The following is a 16,806-nucleotide window of genomic DNA, read 5'->3' as shown; positions in this document are numbered from 1 at the left end:
AATCCTTTCCCTCATGATTTATTCATTCGACACGCGCGCGATTCTTCCTTGTTCCAAATACACTAATAATATCGAAATATCGGCGGGATTGACGCCGGAAATGCGCGATGCCTGGGCAATTGAGAGCGGCCGCACTTGCTTCAGTTTTTGCCGCGCCTCGGTCGCCAGCCCTTGGATGGCGTCGTAATCGATATCTTCCGGGATTTTTTTGTTTTCCATTTTTTTGAGCCGCTCGACTTCCTGCAGCGATTTTTGGATGTAGCCTTCGTACTTGATTTGAATTTCGACTTGCTCGGCCACTTCCGGAGCGATGTCCTCGTCCGCCGGCGCCAGTTTTCGAATATGTTCATACGTCATTTCCGGACGCCGGAGCAAATCAGCGGCGCGGATGCCGTCTTTCAGCTCGCTTCCGCCCGCTTCGCGGATGACTTCCTGCACTTTTGGCGTCGGTTTGATGATCACCGTTTGCAGCCGCTTTTTCTCCCGCTCGATCGCCTCTTTTTTCGCCAAAAATTTTTGATACCGCTCTTCGGAAATGAGGCCGATCCGATAGCCGAGCTCGGTCAGGCGCAAATCGGCGTTGTCGTGGCGGAGCAACAACCGATATTCAGCGCGCGAGGTGAGCAAGCGGTACGGCTCGTTCGTCCCTTTCGTCACCAAGTCGTCGATTAAGACGCCAATATAGGCGTCCGAACGGCTTAAAATGATCTCCTCGCGGCCGAGCGCACGGTGGGCGGCGTTAATGCCGGCCATAATGCCTTGGCCCGCCGCTTCTTCATAGCCGGACGTACCGTTGATTTGCCCTGCGGTATACAAGTTTTTCACAAGCTTCGTCTCGAGCGTCGGCCAGAGCTGGGTCGGCACGATCGCATCGTACTCGATCGCATATCCCGCCCGCATGAGCTGCGCTTTCTCAAGCCCCGGAATCGTTTCAAGAAGCTTGCGCTGAATATGTTCCGGCAGGCTCGTTGACAGTCCTTGCACGTACACTTCTTCCGTTTCCCGCCCCTCCGGCTCGAGGAAAATTTGATGGCGCGGCTTGTCATGGAACCGAACGACTTTATCTTCGATCGATGGGCAATAGCGCGGTCCGGTTCCTTTAATCATGCCGGAGTACATCGGCGACAAATGCAAATTTTCATCGATGATTCGGTGCGTTTCCTCCGTCGTGTACGTCAGCCAGCACGGCAGCTGATCCGTGATGTATGTTGTCGTCTCGTACGAAAACGCCCGCGGCTCTTCGTCGCCCGGCTGAATTTCCGTTTTGCTGTAATCGATCGTCCGGCTGTTGACGCGCGGCGGCGTGCCCGTTTTAAAGCGGACGAGCTTAAACCCAAGCTCCTCTAAATGCTCGGACAGCTTGATCGACGGCTGCTGATTGTTCGGTCCGCTCGAATATTTAATGTCGCCAATGATAATCTCCCCGCGCAAAAACGTCCCGGTTGTGATGACGACCGCCTTGGCGTAATAATGAGCCCCCGTTTGCGTAACGACGCCTTTGCAGACGCCGTCTTCCACGATGAGCCGCTCGACTTTGCCCTGCAGCAGCGTCAAGTTTTCCTGCCTTTCAAGCGTCTTCTTCATTTCCCGCTGGTACAGCACTTTATCAGCCTGGGCCCTCAGCGCGCGCACGGCCGGGCCTTTCCCGGTGTTGAGCATCCGGATTTGAATGTATGTTTTATCGATGTTTCTTCCCATTTCCCCGCCGAGAGCGTCGATTTCACGCACGACGATCCCTTTTGCCGGGCCGCCGATCGACGGGTTGCACGGCATGAACGCAATCATATCAAGGTTAAGGGTGATGACGAGCGTTTTCGCCCCGATGCGCGCAGCCGCCAATGCCGCTTCACAGCCGGCATGGCCGGCGCCGACGACGATGACGTCATACGATCCTCCTTGGTAATCCATGCTTGTTTCCTCCTTGCTTATTTTCCTAAACAAAATTGAGCAAACAGCTGATCAATCAAACTTTCGTGCACTGTATCACCCACGATTTCGCCAAGCAGCTCCCACGCCCGGCGCAAATCGATTTGCACAAGATCGACCGGCATGCCGGCGTCAATGCCGGCCAAGGCATCGTCAATCGCCTGTTTCGCCTGCTCGAGCAAGGCGATATGGCGGGAGTTGGAGACGTATGTTAAATCGCCGGCTTCCAGTTCGCCGCCGAAAAATAAGTCAGCAATCGCCTGTTCCAATTCATCAATTCCTTGTTCGCGCAACAACGACGTCGCCACGACCGGACGGCCGGCCGCCAGCTCGTTCACGCGCTCCATGTCAATCTGCTTGGGCAAATCGGTCTTATTCACAATGACGATGACATCCATCCCTTCCGTCATCGCAAACAGCCGTTCATCTTCTTCTGTCAGCGGTTCGTGGTAGTTTAAAACGAGCAAAATTAAATCGGCCCGCTTCAACATTTGCCGGGAGCGCTCGACGCCGATTCGTTCGACAACATCTTCCGTTTCCCGGATGCCGGCCGTATCAATCAAGCGGAGCGGCACGCCGCGGACGTTGACATACTCCTCAATGACATCGCGCGTCGTCCCCGGGATATCGGTGACGATCGCCCGATTTTCATGGGCGAGCGCATTTAACAGCGAAGACTTGCCGACGTTCGGCCGTCCGATAATGACCGTGGCCAACCCTTCGCGCAAAATTTTCCCCTGATTGGCGGTCGACAAAAGCTTTTCAATTTGCCGGCGCACATATTGCGCCTTCTCCTTTAGCAGCCGCGGCGTCATCTCCTCGACATCATCGTATTCGGGATAATCGATGTTCACTTCAACATGCGCCAGCGTCTCCAAAATCGTCTGCCGCAGCTCGCGGATGAGCTTGGAAAGGCGCCCCTCCATTTGCTGCAAGGCGACATTCATGGCCCGGTCCGTTTTCGCCCGAATCAAGTCAATGACCGCCTCCGCTTGGGACAAGTCAATGCGCCCGTTTAAAAACGCCCGCTTCGTAAACTCGCCCGGCTCGGCAAGCCGCGCTCCGTTGGCGAGCACTAACTGCAAAACGCGGTTGACGGAAACAAATCCGCCATGGCAGTTAATTTCCACCACGTCCTCGCGTGTAAATGTTTTCGGCGCCCGCATGACCGACACCATCACTTCTTCGACGACCCGGCCGCTTTTCGGGTCGACAATATGCCCGTAATGGATCGTATGCGACGGGACGTCTTTCAGCCGCTTCCCGCTCGGGCTCCGAAACAGCCGGTCAGTGATCTCCACCGCCTCATCTCCGCTCAGCCGGACGATGGCGATCGCCCCCTCGCCCATCGGCGTTGAAATGGCGGCAATCGTATCCAATTGTGTCACCGCTTTTCACCTCGCTTTTCTCCGTTTCTTCTATATCCACAGCCTTTCTCAGCCGCATGCTCCCTGTGCATAGTTGTTTAGTTCAATTTTAACTTATCCACATGTGAATAACAATATGGCACGCTCAGCCCCGCTGTGGAAAAATAGATTGCTGGCCCATTTTCGCGCAGCCGCAAGTACACAAGCGAAAGAGGGCAAAAAAAGAGGCCTCCTCCACATTCGTTAGAGGGGCGTCCTTTTCGTTGGCGATTTTTTGCTTGTTATCGGGGAAACAACAATAAGGCGGTGCGGGTCAACTCCAACCGAATAGGTAGAGACATGCTTATGGCCGGCCAACGCAGCATGGATGATTTTGCGTTCATGGGCGGGCAACGGCTCCAGCCTCACTTCTTTGCCTGTCCTGACCGCCTGAGCCGCCAGTTTGTGCGCCAGTTCCACAAGCGCCTTTTCCCTTCGTTCGCGATAATGCTCCACGTCAACCGCAATCGACACATATTCCTCCGCATGGCGATTGGCGACAAGCTGCGCCAAAAACTGGAGAGCATTTAAAGTTTGGCCGTGTTTGCCGATCAACAAACCGACCGGCCCCCCATGGATGTGGAGCGTCACTTGCTTGCCGCGGCGGACAGCTTCGACGTCTGCCTCTTCCGCTCCCATATGCGCAATGACTTGCTGCAAGAAGCGCACCGTCTCCTCAACCGGGTCCATTTTCAACACCGCTTTGACAACCGCCGGCCGGCCGCCAAACAGGCCAAACCAGCCTTTTTTTCCTTCGTCAAGCACGACGATGTCCGTGCGCTCCCGGGGAGCGCCGAGCTGTGCGAGCGCGAGCTGCACCGCTTCTTCAACCGTTGCGGCGGTTGCAGTCACTTCCTTCACTTTTTCGCTCCTCCTAAATGGGCAGAGACGTTTGGCCCTTTAATAAGATACGTTTGCACAATAGAGAAAATGTTCCCAACCACCCAGTACAGCGACAAAGCTGCCGGGAAGTTGATGGCGAAAATGACGATCATAATCGGCATCATCCAAAGCAACATCGCCATTTGCGGGTTTTGCTGAGCGGAGCCGGCCATCATGATCTTTTGCTGGATAAACGTCGTCACCCCGGCAATGACCGGCAAAATAAAGTACGGATCCTTTTCGCCAAGGTCAAACCATAAAAAATTATGTTGGGCAATTTCCCTTGTCCGCATAATCGCGTGGTAAAAACCGATTAAAATCGGCATTTGGATTAAAATCGGCAAACAGCCGGCCATCGGATTGACCCCGTGCTTTTGGAACAAGAGCATCATTTCCTGCTGGAGCTTTTGCTGTGTCTGAGCGTCTTTCGAACTGTACTTTTTACGCAACGCCTCTATTTCCGGCTGAAGCGCTTGCATCGCTTTGGCATTGCGCGTCTGTTGGATCATCAGCGGCAAAATCAACAAACGGATTAAAATAGTGACGACAATAATCGACAACCCAAAACTTCCGCCGAGCAGCCCGGCCACATATTTGATCAGCCAGGAAAGCGGATAAACGATATACTCATTCCAAAATCCTTTGCTTTCCGGAGTGATCGGCTGATTGATTTCCGTGCATCCGGCCAGCATGGCAGCCAATGCACCGATCAAAGCAATGAATAGTATTCGCCTTTTCACCTTCTTTTTCCTCCCACATGTACAAGTTCACTGTATGTATTTTATCATCTTTTTCCGCCCTTGTGAGAGCGTTTTTTCAGGCTAAATCCGGCGTTCAGCCTCCTTTTTCAGCCCCCCGGCTTTCCGCAGCACATGGATCAAACTTTTTTTCACTTCCGCGTAGCCCATTTCCGCCGCAGGCTGCCTGGCAATAATGACATAGTCCTTGCCAGGGGCGACCTCTTCTTTCAATTCAAGAAAGCATTGGCGGACGTATCGTTTGATCCGGTTTCTGACAACCGCTTTGCCAAGCTTTTTGCTGACTGACAGCCCAATGCGAAAATAAGGCTGCTCAGGACGGTCAAGCGTGTAGACGACAAACTGGCGGTTCGCCACCGAGACGCCCTGCTGAAACACCTCTTGAAATTCCTCGTTTTTTTTGATGCGATATTTTTTTTTCATGCCCCTAAAACACTCCATTTGCCTAGTTTCCCGCCGCCAAAACATTGAGAAAAAAGACCACTGAAGCTTCAGTGGCCTATTATGCAGACAATACTTTTCTTCCTTTGCGACGGCGGCGCGCCAATACTTTTCTCCCATTTTTCGTGCTCATGCGCGCGCGGAACCCGTGCACTTTGCTGCGCTTCCGTCTATTTGGTTGATACGTCCGTTTCATCTATGACACCTCCCTGAAGGAATAACTGTTACGGGCAGTCTTTCTCATTATATTGAACAATCTCAGCAAATGTCAACCGCCCCTTTCTCTTTTCTTGAGGCGGCCTTGATGTGGATAAATTTTTCTGCCCCCAACCACAATCCACAACATTTATCGACATTTTTTTCACATACGCAACGGTGTGGATAACGTTTTTTTCACAGCCTGTCCGTTTTGTGGATAATCAAAAAATTCCGTTGCAACAAGCCGTTTTATTTGCTATTATTATTGTGTTTTCACTATGGTCGACAATGGATAACTGTGTGGATAAAAAAACATATCCACACTTGTGGATAGTTTGTGGATATGTTTTTTCACATCTTGTTTATAATGTTGTCCACAGTTGGTGGATTTTGTCGAAAAGCCGTCTTTTTTCCTTAATATATCTTTTCCACAAACTTATTTTTTTAAACAAATGATTATCCTCTGAATTAAAGGGAGGGGCAACGGGTGGAAAATATCCATGATTTATGGGATCGCGTGCTTCAGGAAATTGAACGGAAAATCAGCAAGCCGAGCTTTGAGACTTGGCTCAAGTCAACGAAAGCCCACTCTTTGCGTGGTGACACGCTCGTCATCGTAGCCCCGAACGAGTTTGCTAGAGACTGGCTTGATTCCCGCTATTCCCATTTAATTGGGGAAACGATCTACGCCATTACCGGCGAAGAGCTGGCCGTCAAATTTATCATTCCGCCAAACCAGGCTGACGAAGAACTCGAGTTTCAACCGGCCAAAAAACAGCGGAAGCCGTACGAGGAAGCGAATGATTTCCCGCAAAGCATGTTAAATCCGAAATATACATTCGACACGTTTGTCATCGGCTCCGGCAACCGGTTCGCCCATGCTGCATCACTCGCGGTCGCCGAAGCTCCGGCCAAGGCGTACAACCCGCTTTTCATTTACGGCGGAGTCGGACTTGGAAAAACGCATTTGATGCACGCGATCGGCCATTACGTCATTGAACATAACCCATCCGCGAAAGTTGTCTATTTATCTTCAGAAAAGTTTACAAACGAGTTTATTAACGCCATTCGCGACAACCGCCCGGACGATTTTCGCAACAAGTATCGAAACGTTGACGTTCTGCTGATCGATGATATTCAGTTCTTGGCTGGAAAAGAACAAACGCAGGAGGAATTTTTCCATACGTTTAACACGCTGCATGAAGAAAGCAAGCAAATCGTCATTTCAAGCGACCGGCCGCCTAAAGAAATCCCGACGCTTGAAGACCGCTTGCGTTCGCGCTTTGAGTGGGGGCTGATCACCGACATCACGCCGCCTGATTTGGAAACGCGGATCGCCATCCTCCGAAAAAAAGCGAAAGCGGAAGGGTTTGACATTCCGAACGAAGTGATGCTTTATATCGCCAATCAAATCGATTCGAACATCCGTGAGCTCGAAGGCGCCCTCATCCGCGTCGTCGCCTACTCATCGCTTATCAATAAAGAAATCACGGCTGACCTGGCAGCGGAAGCATTGAAGGATATCATTCCGAGCGCGAAGCCCAAAGTGATCACGATCCAAGACATTCAGCGCGTTGTTGGACAGCATTTCAATATTAAGCTTGAAGACTTTAAGGCAAAAAAACGGACAAAATCGGTCGCGTTCCCCCGGCAAATCGCCATGTATCTCTCCCGCGAACTGACCGACTGTTCGCTGCCAAAAATCGGCGACGAATTTGGCGGCCGCGATCATACGACGGTCATCCACGCCCATGAAAAAATATCAAAGCTTTTGCAAACCGACACGCAGCTGCAGAAACATGTGAAAGAAATCCAAGAAAAGCTGAAGCAACTGTGAATAACCGCCGCTGTCTTACGCACAGCTTATCCACATGTGGGCAAGCTGTGCTTGCTTCGCTTTTCTTGGTTATCCACATACCAACAAGCCATACTACTAGTACTACGGTTTTTATTTTTTATATTTTTATAATTTATTTCCGATCACCATTAAAACGAGGAGGAACAGCAAGTGAACATCTCGATTGACCGTGAAGCGCTGGCAAGAAGCGTCCAAGATGTGATGAAAGCTGTATCGACGAGAACGACGATTCCGATTTTGACAGGGATTAAACTGACAGCGACGGCCCTTGGGGTGACATTGACAGGCAGCGACTCCGATATTTCGATCGAGTCGTTCATTCCGCTTGAAAAAGAAGGTCGGCTGTTCGTTGATGTCAAAAGGCCGGGAAGCATCGTGCTGCAAGCTCGCTTTTTTGCTGAAATTGTCAAAAAGCTGCCGCAGCAAACTGTCGAGATCGAGACGGAAGACAACTTTTTGACTGTCATCCGCTCAGGCCACTCGGAATTCCGTCTCAATGGCTTAAATGCCGACGAATATCCGCGGTTGCCGCAAATTGAGGAAGAAAACGTCTTTCAAATTCCGGCTGATCTATTGAAGACAATCATCCGACAAACTGTTTTTGCTGTTTCAACATCGGAAACGCGCCCCATCTTGACAGGTGTCAACTGGAAAGTGGAGAATAACGAACTCGTCTGCACGGCGACAGACAGCCATCGTTTGGCGATGCGAAAGGTAAAAATTGAAGCAGGACATGCTGTGTCGTACAACGTCGTCATTCCGGGGAAAAGCCTAAACGAGCTGAGCAAAATTTTGGACGACGGCAGCGCTCCGGTCGATATTGTCATAACGGCCAACCAAGTGTTGTTTAAAGCGGAACATCTTCTTTTCTTTTCCCGGCTGCTTGACGGAAACTATCCGGAAACAGCCCGCCTGATTCCGACAGAAAGCAAAACAACGATGACCGTCAATGCGAAAGAGTTTTTGCAAGCGATTGACCGGGCATCACTGCTTGCAAGGGAAGGGAGAAACAATGTCGTGAAACTGACGACGCTCCCGGGAGGGCTGTTGGAAATTTCCTCGGTTTCTCCAGAAATCGGGAAAGTGACGGAACAGTTGCAGGCCGAATCACTTGAAGGGGAAGAGTTAAACATCTCGTTCAGCGCAAAATATATGATGGATGCACTCCGGGCCCTTGATGGCACCGATATTCAAATCAGTTTCACCGGGGCAATGCGCCCGTTCGTGCTGCGTCCGCTTTACACCGACTCGATGCTGCAGCTCATTTTGCCGGTAAGAACATATTGATGTATGTCGGAAACGCATAAAAGGCGATCCAGTCATGGACGCCGTCCTTTTCGCAATGCCTCCGATGGAGAGGATGGGGACAATTGCGTCCCATTCTCTTCATCGGCTTTCTTTGCGGGCGGGCGATGTTTTCGATAAAATAAAGGAATAGGCGACTTAGAGGAAAGCGAGCGATGAACGGATGGAACAAACGGTGACGATTAAAACGGAAACGATCACGTTAGGACAGCTGTTGAAGCTTGTGCAGTTAATTGATACAGGCGGCGCTGCGAAATGGTTTTTGCAGGAATACAACGTGCTCGTCAATGGCGAAAGAGAGACCCGGCGCGGGCGGAAGTTAAAAGACGGCGACCGGGTGGATGTGGAGCAAATCGGCACGTTTGTCGTTGTACGGGCAGAGTAGGTGAAGATCGGGTGTTTTTAACCGACTTAGTGTTAACGAACTACCGCAACTACGAACATGAAATGGTGAATTTCAGCCAAGGCGTCAACGTCATTCTCGGGGAAAATGCCCAAGGGAAGACAAACATGATGGAGGCCATTTATGTATTGGCCATGGCGAAATCGCACCGCACATCGAACGATAAAGACCTTATCCGTTGGAATGAAGAGTATGCTAAAATAGAAGGAAGAGCGGAAAAACGAAGCGGTTCTCTTGCCCTTGAACTGCTCATCTCAAAAAAAGGGAAAAAAGCGAGATGCAACCATATTGAGCAGCGACGGCTCAGCCAATATGTCGGGCAGTTAAATGTCGTCATGTTCGCTCCGGAAGACTTGAATCTGGTCAAAGGAAGTCCGCAAGTGCGGCGGCGGTTTATCGATATGGAAATCGGACAAGTATCCCCCGTTTATATACATGATTTGGGTCAATACCAAAAACTGTTGCAGCAGCGCAACCACTGCTTGAAGATGATGCAGACGCGCGAGAGGGGCAACGAGGCGGTGCTTGACGTATTAACCGAACAGCTCGCCGTGCTGGCGGCGAAGATTACGTTGCGGCGCCGCCAGTTTTTGTCGCTGCTTGAGCAGTGGGCGATGCCGATCCACCGTGAAATCAGCCGCGGAGCTGAACAACTCGGCATTCGGTATGAACCGTCGGTCGACGTATCAGAAAAGGCAGAATTGTCGAGAATAGTAGAAGCATACTGCGAAACGTTCGCTTCCTTGCGAAAACGGGAAATCGAGCGGGGAACGACGCTTGCCGGCCCGCATCGCGATGACATCGCGTTTATCGTCAACGGAAAAAACGTCCAAACGTTCGGTTCCCAAGGGCAACAGCGCACAACCGCGCTGGCGGTGAAACTGGCGGAAATTGAGCTCATCTTTTCCGAGTTAGGTGATTACCCCATTTTGTTGCTCGATGATGTGCTGTCCGAACTTGATGACTTTCGGCAAACCCACCTCTTAGATGCGATCCGAAAAAAAGTGCAAACTTTCGTGACCACAACGAGCATTGACGGCATTAAGCACGATATCATTCAAGAAGCGGCTATTTATCGAGTCCACTCCGGTTCGGTAGCTGCCCCTTCTTGACCGCAAAACGTTGAACGTTTGCAAAGAAAGCGTAGGTGATCTGGCATGACAATGGAACAACGGGTTGAGCGAGCGTACGACGCGAGCCAAATCCAAGTGCTCGAAGGCCTTGAAGCAGTTCGAAAGCGCCCGGGGATGTACATCGGCTCGACGGGGCCTAAAGGGCTGCACCACCTCGTTTGGGAAATCGTCGACAACAGCATTGACGAAGCATTAGCCGGCTATTGCACGGAAATTCATGTGACGATCGGAAAGGATAACAGCATCACGGTCGCTGACAACGGGCGCGGCATTCCAGTCGATGTGCATGAGGCAACCGGACGGCCGGCTGTTGAGGTCATCATGACCGTTCTGCACGCCGGCGGGAAGTTCGGCGGCGGCGGTTATAAAGTATCCGGCGGCTTGCACGGCGTCGGCGCCTCGGTCGTCAACGCCTTGTCGGAATGGCTGGAAGTTTACGTATACCGAGATGGGAAAATCCATTATCAAAAATACGAGCGGGGCGAGCCGTGCACCGATCTGCAAGTCATCGGCGAGACGGACCGAACCGGGACGACGACCCGCTTTAAGCCGGATCCGGAAATTTTTACAGAAACGACCGAGTTTGATTACGAAACGTTGGCCGCCCGGCTGCGCGAGCTCGCCTTTTTGAACCGCGGCTTGAAAATCACCTTGACGGATGAACGGGTTGACAACCGGAAAAGTGAATATTTTTATGAAGGCGGCATCCGCTCTTACGTCCGCCATTTGAATCGGACGCGGGAAGTGTTGCACGAAGAGCCGATTTACATTGCCGGCGAGCGCGACGGCATCGCTGTCGAAATCGCCTTGCAGTACAACGACGGCTATACGAGCAACATTTATTCATTCGTGAATAATATCCATACGCACGAAGGCGGCACGCATGAATCCGGCTTTAAAATGGCGTTGACGCGCATCATCAATGACTACGCCCGCAAACAGCAAATTTTCAAGGACAATGATGCCAATTTGACGGGGGAAGATGTGCGGGAAGGGCTGACGGCCATTGTGTCAATCAAACACCCCTCCCCGCAATTTGAGGGGCAGACGAAAACAAAGCTCGGCAACAGCGATGCGCGCACGGTGACGGACGCTGTCTTTTCTGAACAATTTGAAACGTTTTTGCTCGAACACCCGACCATTGCCCGAAAAATTGTCGAAAAAGGGATGATGGCCGCCCGCGCCCGCCTGGCGGCCAAAAAGGCGCGCGAACTGACGCGGCGCAAAAGCGCGCTTGAAGTCTCCAATTTGCCGGGCAAACTTGCCGACTGCTCGTCAAGAGATCCGTCGATCAGCGAGCTGTATATCGTGGAGGGGGATTCGGCGGGCGGTTCAGCGAAACAAGGGCGCGACCGCCATTTCCAGGCAATTTTGCCGTTGCGTGGGAAAATTCTCAACGTTGAGAAGGCAAGAATCGACAAAATCTTGTCCAACAACGAAGTGCGGGCGATCATCACCGCTCTTGGCACCGGCATTGGCGAAGAGTTCGACATCTCAAAGGCGCGTTATCATAAAGTCATCATTATGACCGATGCGGACGTCGACGGCGCTCATATCCGCACGCTTCTTTTGACATTCTTTTATCGCTACATGCGTCAATTTATCGAGCACGGCTATGTGTACATCGCCCAACCGCCCCTGTATAAAATCGAACAAGGAAAACAAGTGCGCTACGCTTACAACGACCGCCAGCTCGAAAAAATTCTTGCTGAGCTGCCGGAACAACCGAAGCCGACAATCCAGCGCTACAAAGGGTTGGGCGAGATGAACCCAGAGCAACTTTGGGAGACGACGATGAACCCGGAAAAGCGAACATTGCTTCAAGTCAGCTTGCAAGATGCCATTGACGCAGATGAAACGTTTGAAATTTTAATGGGCGACAAAGTCGAGCCACGCCGCCAATTTATCGAAGAAAACGCCCGTTATGTGAAAAACTTGGACATTTAGGATGAAAAGAGAGGGATGGGGCCGCCCTCCTCGCTTCTTTTTGCCGACGGGGCCAACCGGGGCGCAAACGAAGCGGCGCCCGCCGTCCGCCTATGTCTGCTCCCTGTAAAGGCAGACCGGGCCGAAGAAGGCTCAAAAGGGAGGTTTATATGAATGGCAGAACATGAACAATCGCGCATTCGCGAAGTCAATATCAGCCAGGAAATGCGCTCGTCGTTCCTTGACTACGCCATGAGCGTCATCGTTTCCCGCGCCTTGCCGGATGTGCGCGATGGGCTGAAACCGGTGCACCGCCGCATTTTATATGCCATGCATGACCTCGGCATGACCGCTGATAAACCGTATAAAAAGTCAGCCCGCATCGTCGGCGAAGTGATCGGGAAATACCACCCGCACGGCGACGCCGCCGTGTATGATACGATGGTGCGCATGGCGCAAGACTTCAACTACCGGTACATGCTCGTTGACGGGCACGGCAACTTCGGGTCGATCGACGGCGATGCAGCAGCGGCCATGCGTTACACGGAAGCCCGCATGTCGAAAATCGCCATGGAGCTGTTGCGCGACATCAATAAAGACACGATCGATTACCAAGATAACTACGACGGTTCAGAAAAAGAACCGGTTGTGCTGCCGTCACGGTTTCCAAACTTGCTTGTCAATGGTTCGTCAGGCATTGCCGTTGGGATGGCGACGAACATCCCTCCGCATCAGCTTGGCGAGGTCATCGATGCGCTGTTGGCGTTAAGCCGAAACCCGGAGATGACCGTTGCCGACTTGATGAAATACATTCCTGGTCCGGATTTCCCGACGGCCGGGCAAATCATCGGCCGCAGCGGCATCCGCAAGGCGTACGAAACGGGACGGGGATCCATTACGTTGCGCGCCAAGGCTGAAATTGAGCAGCATGCCAATGGCAAGGAAACGATTATTGTAAGCGAACTCCCCTATCAAGTGAACAAAGCAAAGCTGATTGAACGGATCGCCGAATTGGTGCGCGAGAGAAAAATCGACGGCATCACCGATTTGCGTGATGAATCGGACCGAAGCGGAATGCGCATCGTTATTGAAGTGCGGCGCGATGCGAACGCGAAGGTCGTGTTAAACAACTTATACAAACATACCGCCTTGCAGACGAGTTTTGGAATCAACATGCTCGCCTTGGTGGATGGCGAGCCGAAAGTGTTGAACTTAAAAGAATGTTTGGAGCACTATTTGAACCACCAGAAAACGGTCATCCGCCGGCGAACGGCCTTTGAGCTGAAAAAGGCTGAAGCGCGCGCCCATATTCTTGAAGGCTTGCGCATTGCCCTTGACCATTTGGATGAAGTGATCGACCTCATCCGTCGTTCGCGAACGACAGAAATAGCGCGCGAAGGGTTGATGGAGCGGTTTTCGCTCAGCGAACGGCAGGCGCAGGCGATCCTAGATATGCGCCTGCAACGGCTGACCGGCCTCGAGCGGGAAAAAATTGAACAGGAGTATCAAGAGCTTCTCCGCCTCATCGCTGAGTTGAAAGCGGTGTTGGCTGACGAAGAGAAAGTATTGCAGATCATTCGCGATGAACTGGCCGAAATCAAAGAGCGGTTTAACGACGAGCGGCGCACAGAGATCATTGCGGGGGCTGTCGAACAGTTTGACGACGAAGACTTAATCCCGCACGAACATGTCGTCATTACGCTCACCCATAAAGGATATATTAAGCGCCTGCCGTTATCGACGTATCGAAGCCAGAAACGCGGCGGCCGGGGCGTGCAAGGCATGCATACCGCCGAGGATGACTTTGTCGAACATTTGCTCGTCACTTCTACTCATGACAACGTGCTGTTTTTCACAAATAAAGGGAAAGTATACCAGGCGAAAGGCTATGAAATTCCGGAATTCGGCCGCACCGCCAAAGGGCTGCCGATCATCAACTTGCTTGAGCTCGACAAGGATGAATGGATCAACGCCATGATTCCCATTGAAAATGAGTTTGATAATGAGCTTTATCTCGTGTTTGCGACAAAGCAAGGGATCGCCAAGCGCTCTCCGCTCTCAGCTTTCGCCCACATCCGCAACAATGGGCTCATCGCCATTCACTTGCGCGAGGGGGATGAGCTGATTTCCGTCAAGTTGACGGACGGTAAAAAACATTTGATTATCGGCACGAAAAGAGGGATGCTCATCCGTTTTCCAGAAACGGATGTGCGGACAATGGGCCGCAGTGCGACGGGAGTCAAGGCCATCTCACTCGATGACGGCGATGAAGTCGTTGGCATGGAAATCTTGGAAGACCATCATGATGTTCTTGTTGTGACGAAAAAAGGGTTCGGCAAACGCACCCCAGCTTCGGAGTATCGCGTGCAAAGCCGGGGCGGCAAAGGGTTGAAAACGTGCAATGTCACGGAACGGAACGGCCCTGTTGTTGCAGTGACAACAGTCGTCGGCAATGAAGATTTAATGGTCATTACGACAGGCGGCGTGCTGATCCGCATCGCTGTCAGCGATATTTCCAGGACAGGGAGAATTGCCCAAGGCGTCAAGCTCATTCGCCTCTCGGGCGAAGACGAACATGAGTGTGTAGCGACAGTTGCCAAAGTGCCAGAGGAAGAAAAAGAAGAGAAAGAGGAAGAAGGGCATCCCGCTTAATTGAATGGCGTTCCGCCTGCAGGTGCGGGGCGCCCTTTCGTTTGAAAATGCGTGCGTCTGTTTTTACGGCGAATCGGAAAGCGAAACGCGCTTATTGGGCTTTCCGATTGCGAAAGTGCTGTTATTTGCAGCCTAAATCGTGCTACGATAAAAACAAAAAGACGGGGGGCTACATGGATGGTTCGCGTGAAGCGCTCCCAGCTTCGCGAAGGCTGTGTGCTTGCTGAAGATGTAATCGGCAAAACGAAACGGCCGATTATGACAAAAAACACTATTATTACAACACCGTTGTTGCAAGTGCTTGAAAAATTTTTTGTAGAGGAAGTGGAGATTGAGCCGTTTCTCGCAAACGGCGAACCATTTTCGCCGGGGGATTCGGCCGCGGCGGAGGATCAACGGCCGCTCTCTTTATATTTAGAGACCGTCCGCCAATACAAGACATGGTTTCAATCTTGGCGGTCCGGCTTGCCGGTCGACATCAATGAAATAAGGGAAGCTGTCATTCCCCTTTTTGAACACATGACAGGCTGCAAGCGGGAATTGCTTGCGTTGCACCATTATGCGACAAAAGAGGAATATTTATATCATCACGCCGTCAGTGTAGGATTGCTCGCCGGCTTTTTAGCCATGGAGCTCGGGTATAGCCGCGGGGAATGCCACCAAGTCGTTTTAGCCGGCGTCTTGTCCGACTGCGGCATGGCAAAAATGAGCAAACAAATTTTAACGAAGCCGTCGGCGCTCACTGAAGTGGAGTTCCGCGAAGTGAAGCAACATCCGATTCTCGGCTACCGCATGGTGCAGAAGATCACAGCGTTAAGCCATGGAGCGAAGCTAGCCGTTTTGCAACATCATGAGCGAAACGACGGCAGCGGCTATCCGCTCAAGTTAAAAGCGAAAAAAATTCACCCCTACAGCCAACTCGTCGCAACAGCGGATGTGTACCACGCCATGACGTCAGAGCGCTTGTATCGGCGCAAACAACCGCCGCTTCGGGCCATTGAAACGATGTTGCGGCAGCAAGCCGGCAGATTGAGCGCAGACGCCGTCGCTGTACTGTTGAACCGTCTCGTCGGCCTGCAAACAGGAGCCGTCGTCAAACTATCCAACGGTGAGACAGCCGAAGTCATGTTGATTCAGCCAGACGAGCCAACCCGGCCGGTTGTCAAAGCAGCGAGGACGGGACGATTGCTTCTGTTAAGCACTCAACATGATATATATATTGAGGAGGTTTTGCGTGCACCAATGGATGAATAGTCGACCGAAAAGGCCGGTGAAAAACAATCATTTTCTCTTGCTGCTGTTGTTCATTGCCGAAAGAGGAAGCGGATTTCAGCAGGTTTCTCAGCTTGAGAATAACGCATTTCGCATTGTTTTTTGAATTAAATTGCCAACCGTCCAAAAAATACCGTTGCATAAACAACATCAACATGATACAATCAACTTTGCTTGCGCCGGCAACAACGAAATAAAAAACTATTGACTTTTCATCGCCCATCAGTTATTATGTAATAGCTGTCATCATTAAAGTAAAGATCAAGCTCCTTGAAAACTAAACAAAACGCAAGCGTCATGAAAAAAACTTCGGCCGCATTGGCCGAAGCAAAAGCCAATCAACTTTCTTTGGAGAGTTTGATCCTGGCTCAGGACGAACGCTGGCGGCGTGCCTAATACATGCAAGTCGAGCGGACCGAACGAGGGCTTGCTCTTGTTCGGTCAGCGGCGGACGGGTGAGTAACACGTGGGCAACCTGCCCGCAAGACCGGGATAACTCCGGGAAACCGGAGCTAATACCGGATAACACCGAAGACCGCATGGTCTTCGGTTGAAAGGCGGCCTTTGGGCTGTCACTTGCGGATGGGCCCGCGGCGCATTAGCTAGTTGGTGAGGTAACGGCTCACCAAGGCGACGATGCGTAGCC

Annotated in this window: 14 protein-coding genes and 1 rRNA gene; 9 read left to right on the top strand and 6 right to left on the bottom strand. The window is 51.7% G+C overall.

Annotated features, from left to right (window positions below; all coding sequences use genetic code 11):
- Positions 1-18: 18 nt before the first annotated feature.
- The 6 genes from mnmG to rpmH form a co-directional block, all read right to left on the bottom strand.
- Positions 19-1,908 (bottom strand): tRNA uridine-5-carboxymethylaminomethyl(34) synthesis enzyme MnmG, encoded by a 1,890-nt coding sequence (gene mnmG / locus ETC02_RS11615; RefSeq protein ID WP_033010846.1) that lies wholly within the window; start codon positions 1,906-1,908, stop codon positions 19-21.
- Between the two features lie 17 nt (positions 1,909-1,925).
- On the bottom strand, positions 1,926-3,314 hold the full coding sequence (gene mnmE / locus ETC02_RS11610) for a tRNA uridine-5-carboxymethylaminomethyl(34) synthesis GTPase MnmE (RefSeq protein ID WP_100659538.1): 1,389 nt from the start codon (positions 3,312-3,314) through the stop codon (positions 1,926-1,928).
- 222 nt (positions 3,315-3,536) lie between these two features.
- The gene (gene jag, locus ETC02_RS11605) at positions 3,537-4,193 is read right to left on the bottom strand and encodes an RNA-binding cell elongation regulator Jag/EloR (RefSeq protein WP_033010844.1); all 657 of its coding nucleotides are present in this window, start codon (positions 4,191-4,193) and stop codon (positions 3,537-3,539) included.
- On the bottom strand, positions 4,190-4,954 hold the full coding sequence (gene spoIIIJ / locus ETC02_RS11600; protein WP_044743679.1) for a YidC family membrane integrase SpoIIIJ: 765 nt from the start codon (positions 4,952-4,954) through the stop codon (positions 4,190-4,192). The genes jag and spoIIIJ overlap by 4 nt, the downstream gene beginning before the upstream one ends.
- A gap of 81 nt (positions 4,955-5,035) precedes the next feature.
- Positions 5,036-5,395, bottom strand: coding sequence for a ribonuclease P protein component (gene rnpA / locus ETC02_RS11595; protein ID WP_033014243.1), 360 nt, complete (start codon positions 5,393-5,395; stop codon positions 5,036-5,038).
- A 79-nt stretch (positions 5,396-5,474) separates the two neighbouring features.
- Complete coding sequence (gene rpmH / locus ETC02_RS11590) at positions 5,475-5,609, bottom strand: 50S ribosomal protein L34 (RefSeq protein WP_020961658.1); 135 nt, start codon at positions 5,607-5,609, stop codon at positions 5,475-5,477.
- Positions 5,610-6,098: 489 nt separating this feature from the next.
- Here rpmH and dnaA point away from each other — a divergent pair, with 489 nt between their 5' ends.
- The 9 genes from dnaA to ETC02_RS11545 all read left to right on the top strand — a co-directional run.
- Positions 6,099-7,448, top strand: coding sequence for a chromosomal replication initiator protein DnaA (dnaA, locus tag ETC02_RS11585; protein WP_033027785.1), 1,350 nt, complete (start codon positions 6,099-6,101; stop codon positions 7,446-7,448).
- 171 nt (positions 7,449-7,619) lie between these two features.
- The gene (gene dnaN, locus ETC02_RS11580) at positions 7,620-8,756 is read left to right on the top strand and encodes a DNA polymerase III subunit beta (protein WP_050368030.1); all 1,137 of its coding nucleotides are present in this window, start codon (positions 7,620-7,622) and stop codon (positions 8,754-8,756) included.
- Positions 8,757-8,937: 181 nt separating this feature from the next.
- Complete coding sequence (yaaA, locus tag ETC02_RS11575) at positions 8,938-9,159, top strand: S4 domain-containing protein YaaA (protein ID WP_033011987.1); 222 nt, start codon at positions 8,938-8,940, stop codon at positions 9,157-9,159.
- A gap of 11 nt (positions 9,160-9,170) precedes the next feature.
- Entirely contained in the window at positions 9,171-10,289 is a 1,119-nt protein-coding gene (recF, locus tag ETC02_RS11570; protein WP_033011988.1) for a DNA replication/repair protein RecF, read from the top strand.
- 45 nt (positions 10,290-10,334) lie between these two features.
- Positions 10,335-12,257 (top strand): DNA topoisomerase (ATP-hydrolyzing) subunit B, encoded by a 1,923-nt coding sequence (gene gyrB, locus ETC02_RS11565; RefSeq protein WP_033011989.1) that lies wholly within the window; start codon positions 10,335-10,337, stop codon positions 12,255-12,257.
- A 153-nt stretch (positions 12,258-12,410) separates the two neighbouring features.
- Positions 12,411-14,888 (top strand): DNA gyrase subunit A, encoded by a 2,478-nt coding sequence (gyrA, locus tag ETC02_RS11560; RefSeq protein ID WP_050368031.1) that lies wholly within the window; start codon positions 12,411-12,413, stop codon positions 14,886-14,888.
- Positions 14,889-15,065: 177 nt separating this feature from the next.
- Entirely contained in the window at positions 15,066-16,142 is a 1,077-nt protein-coding gene (locus ETC02_RS11555) for an HD-GYP domain-containing protein (protein WP_050368032.1), read from the top strand.
- Positions 16,123-16,266, top strand: a complete 144-nt coding sequence (locus ETC02_RS11550) for a hypothetical protein (RefSeq protein WP_155734064.1) — start codon at positions 16,123-16,125, stop codon at positions 16,264-16,266. Before ETC02_RS11555 ends, ETC02_RS11550 begins: the two co-directional genes overlap by 20 nt.
- Before the next feature lie 239 nt (positions 16,267-16,505).
- Positions 16,506-16,806 (top strand): 16S ribosomal RNA (locus ETC02_RS11545); the annotation flags it as partial.

Origin of the sequence: Geobacillus sp. DSP4a (genome assembly GCF_013096875.1) — a bacterium.
Classification (GTDB): Bacteria; Bacillota; Bacilli; order Bacillales; family Anoxybacillaceae; genus Geobacillus; species Geobacillus thermophilus.
The sequence above is the reverse complement of the archived record's forward strand: the minus strand, read 5'-3'. Positions and strand labels throughout refer to the sequence as shown.

Coding starts and splice junctions, on each gene's coding strand:
- rnpA (WP_033014243.1), bottom strand. CDS start 5,395: ATGAAAAAAAAATATCGCATCAAAAAAAACGAGGAATTTCAAGAGGTG.
- gyrA (WP_050368031.1), top strand. CDS start 12,411: ATGGCAGAACATGAACAATCGCGCATTCGCGAAGTCAATATCAGCCAG.
- rpmH (WP_020961658.1), bottom strand. CDS start 5,609: ATGAAACGGACGTATCAACCAAATAGACGGAAGCGCAGCAAAGTGCAC.
- gyrB (WP_033011989.1), top strand. CDS start 10,335: ATGACAATGGAACAACGGGTTGAGCGAGCGTACGACGCGAGCCAAATC.
- yaaA (WP_033011987.1), top strand. CDS start 8,938: ATGGAACAAACGGTGACGATTAAAACGGAAACGATCACGTTAGGACAG.
- mnmG (WP_033010846.1), bottom strand. CDS start 1,908: ATGGATTACCAAGGAGGATCGTATGACGTCATCGTCGTCGGCGCCGGC.
- ETC02_RS11555 (WP_050368032.1), top strand. CDS start 15,066: ATGGTTCGCGTGAAGCGCTCCCAGCTTCGCGAAGGCTGTGTGCTTGCT.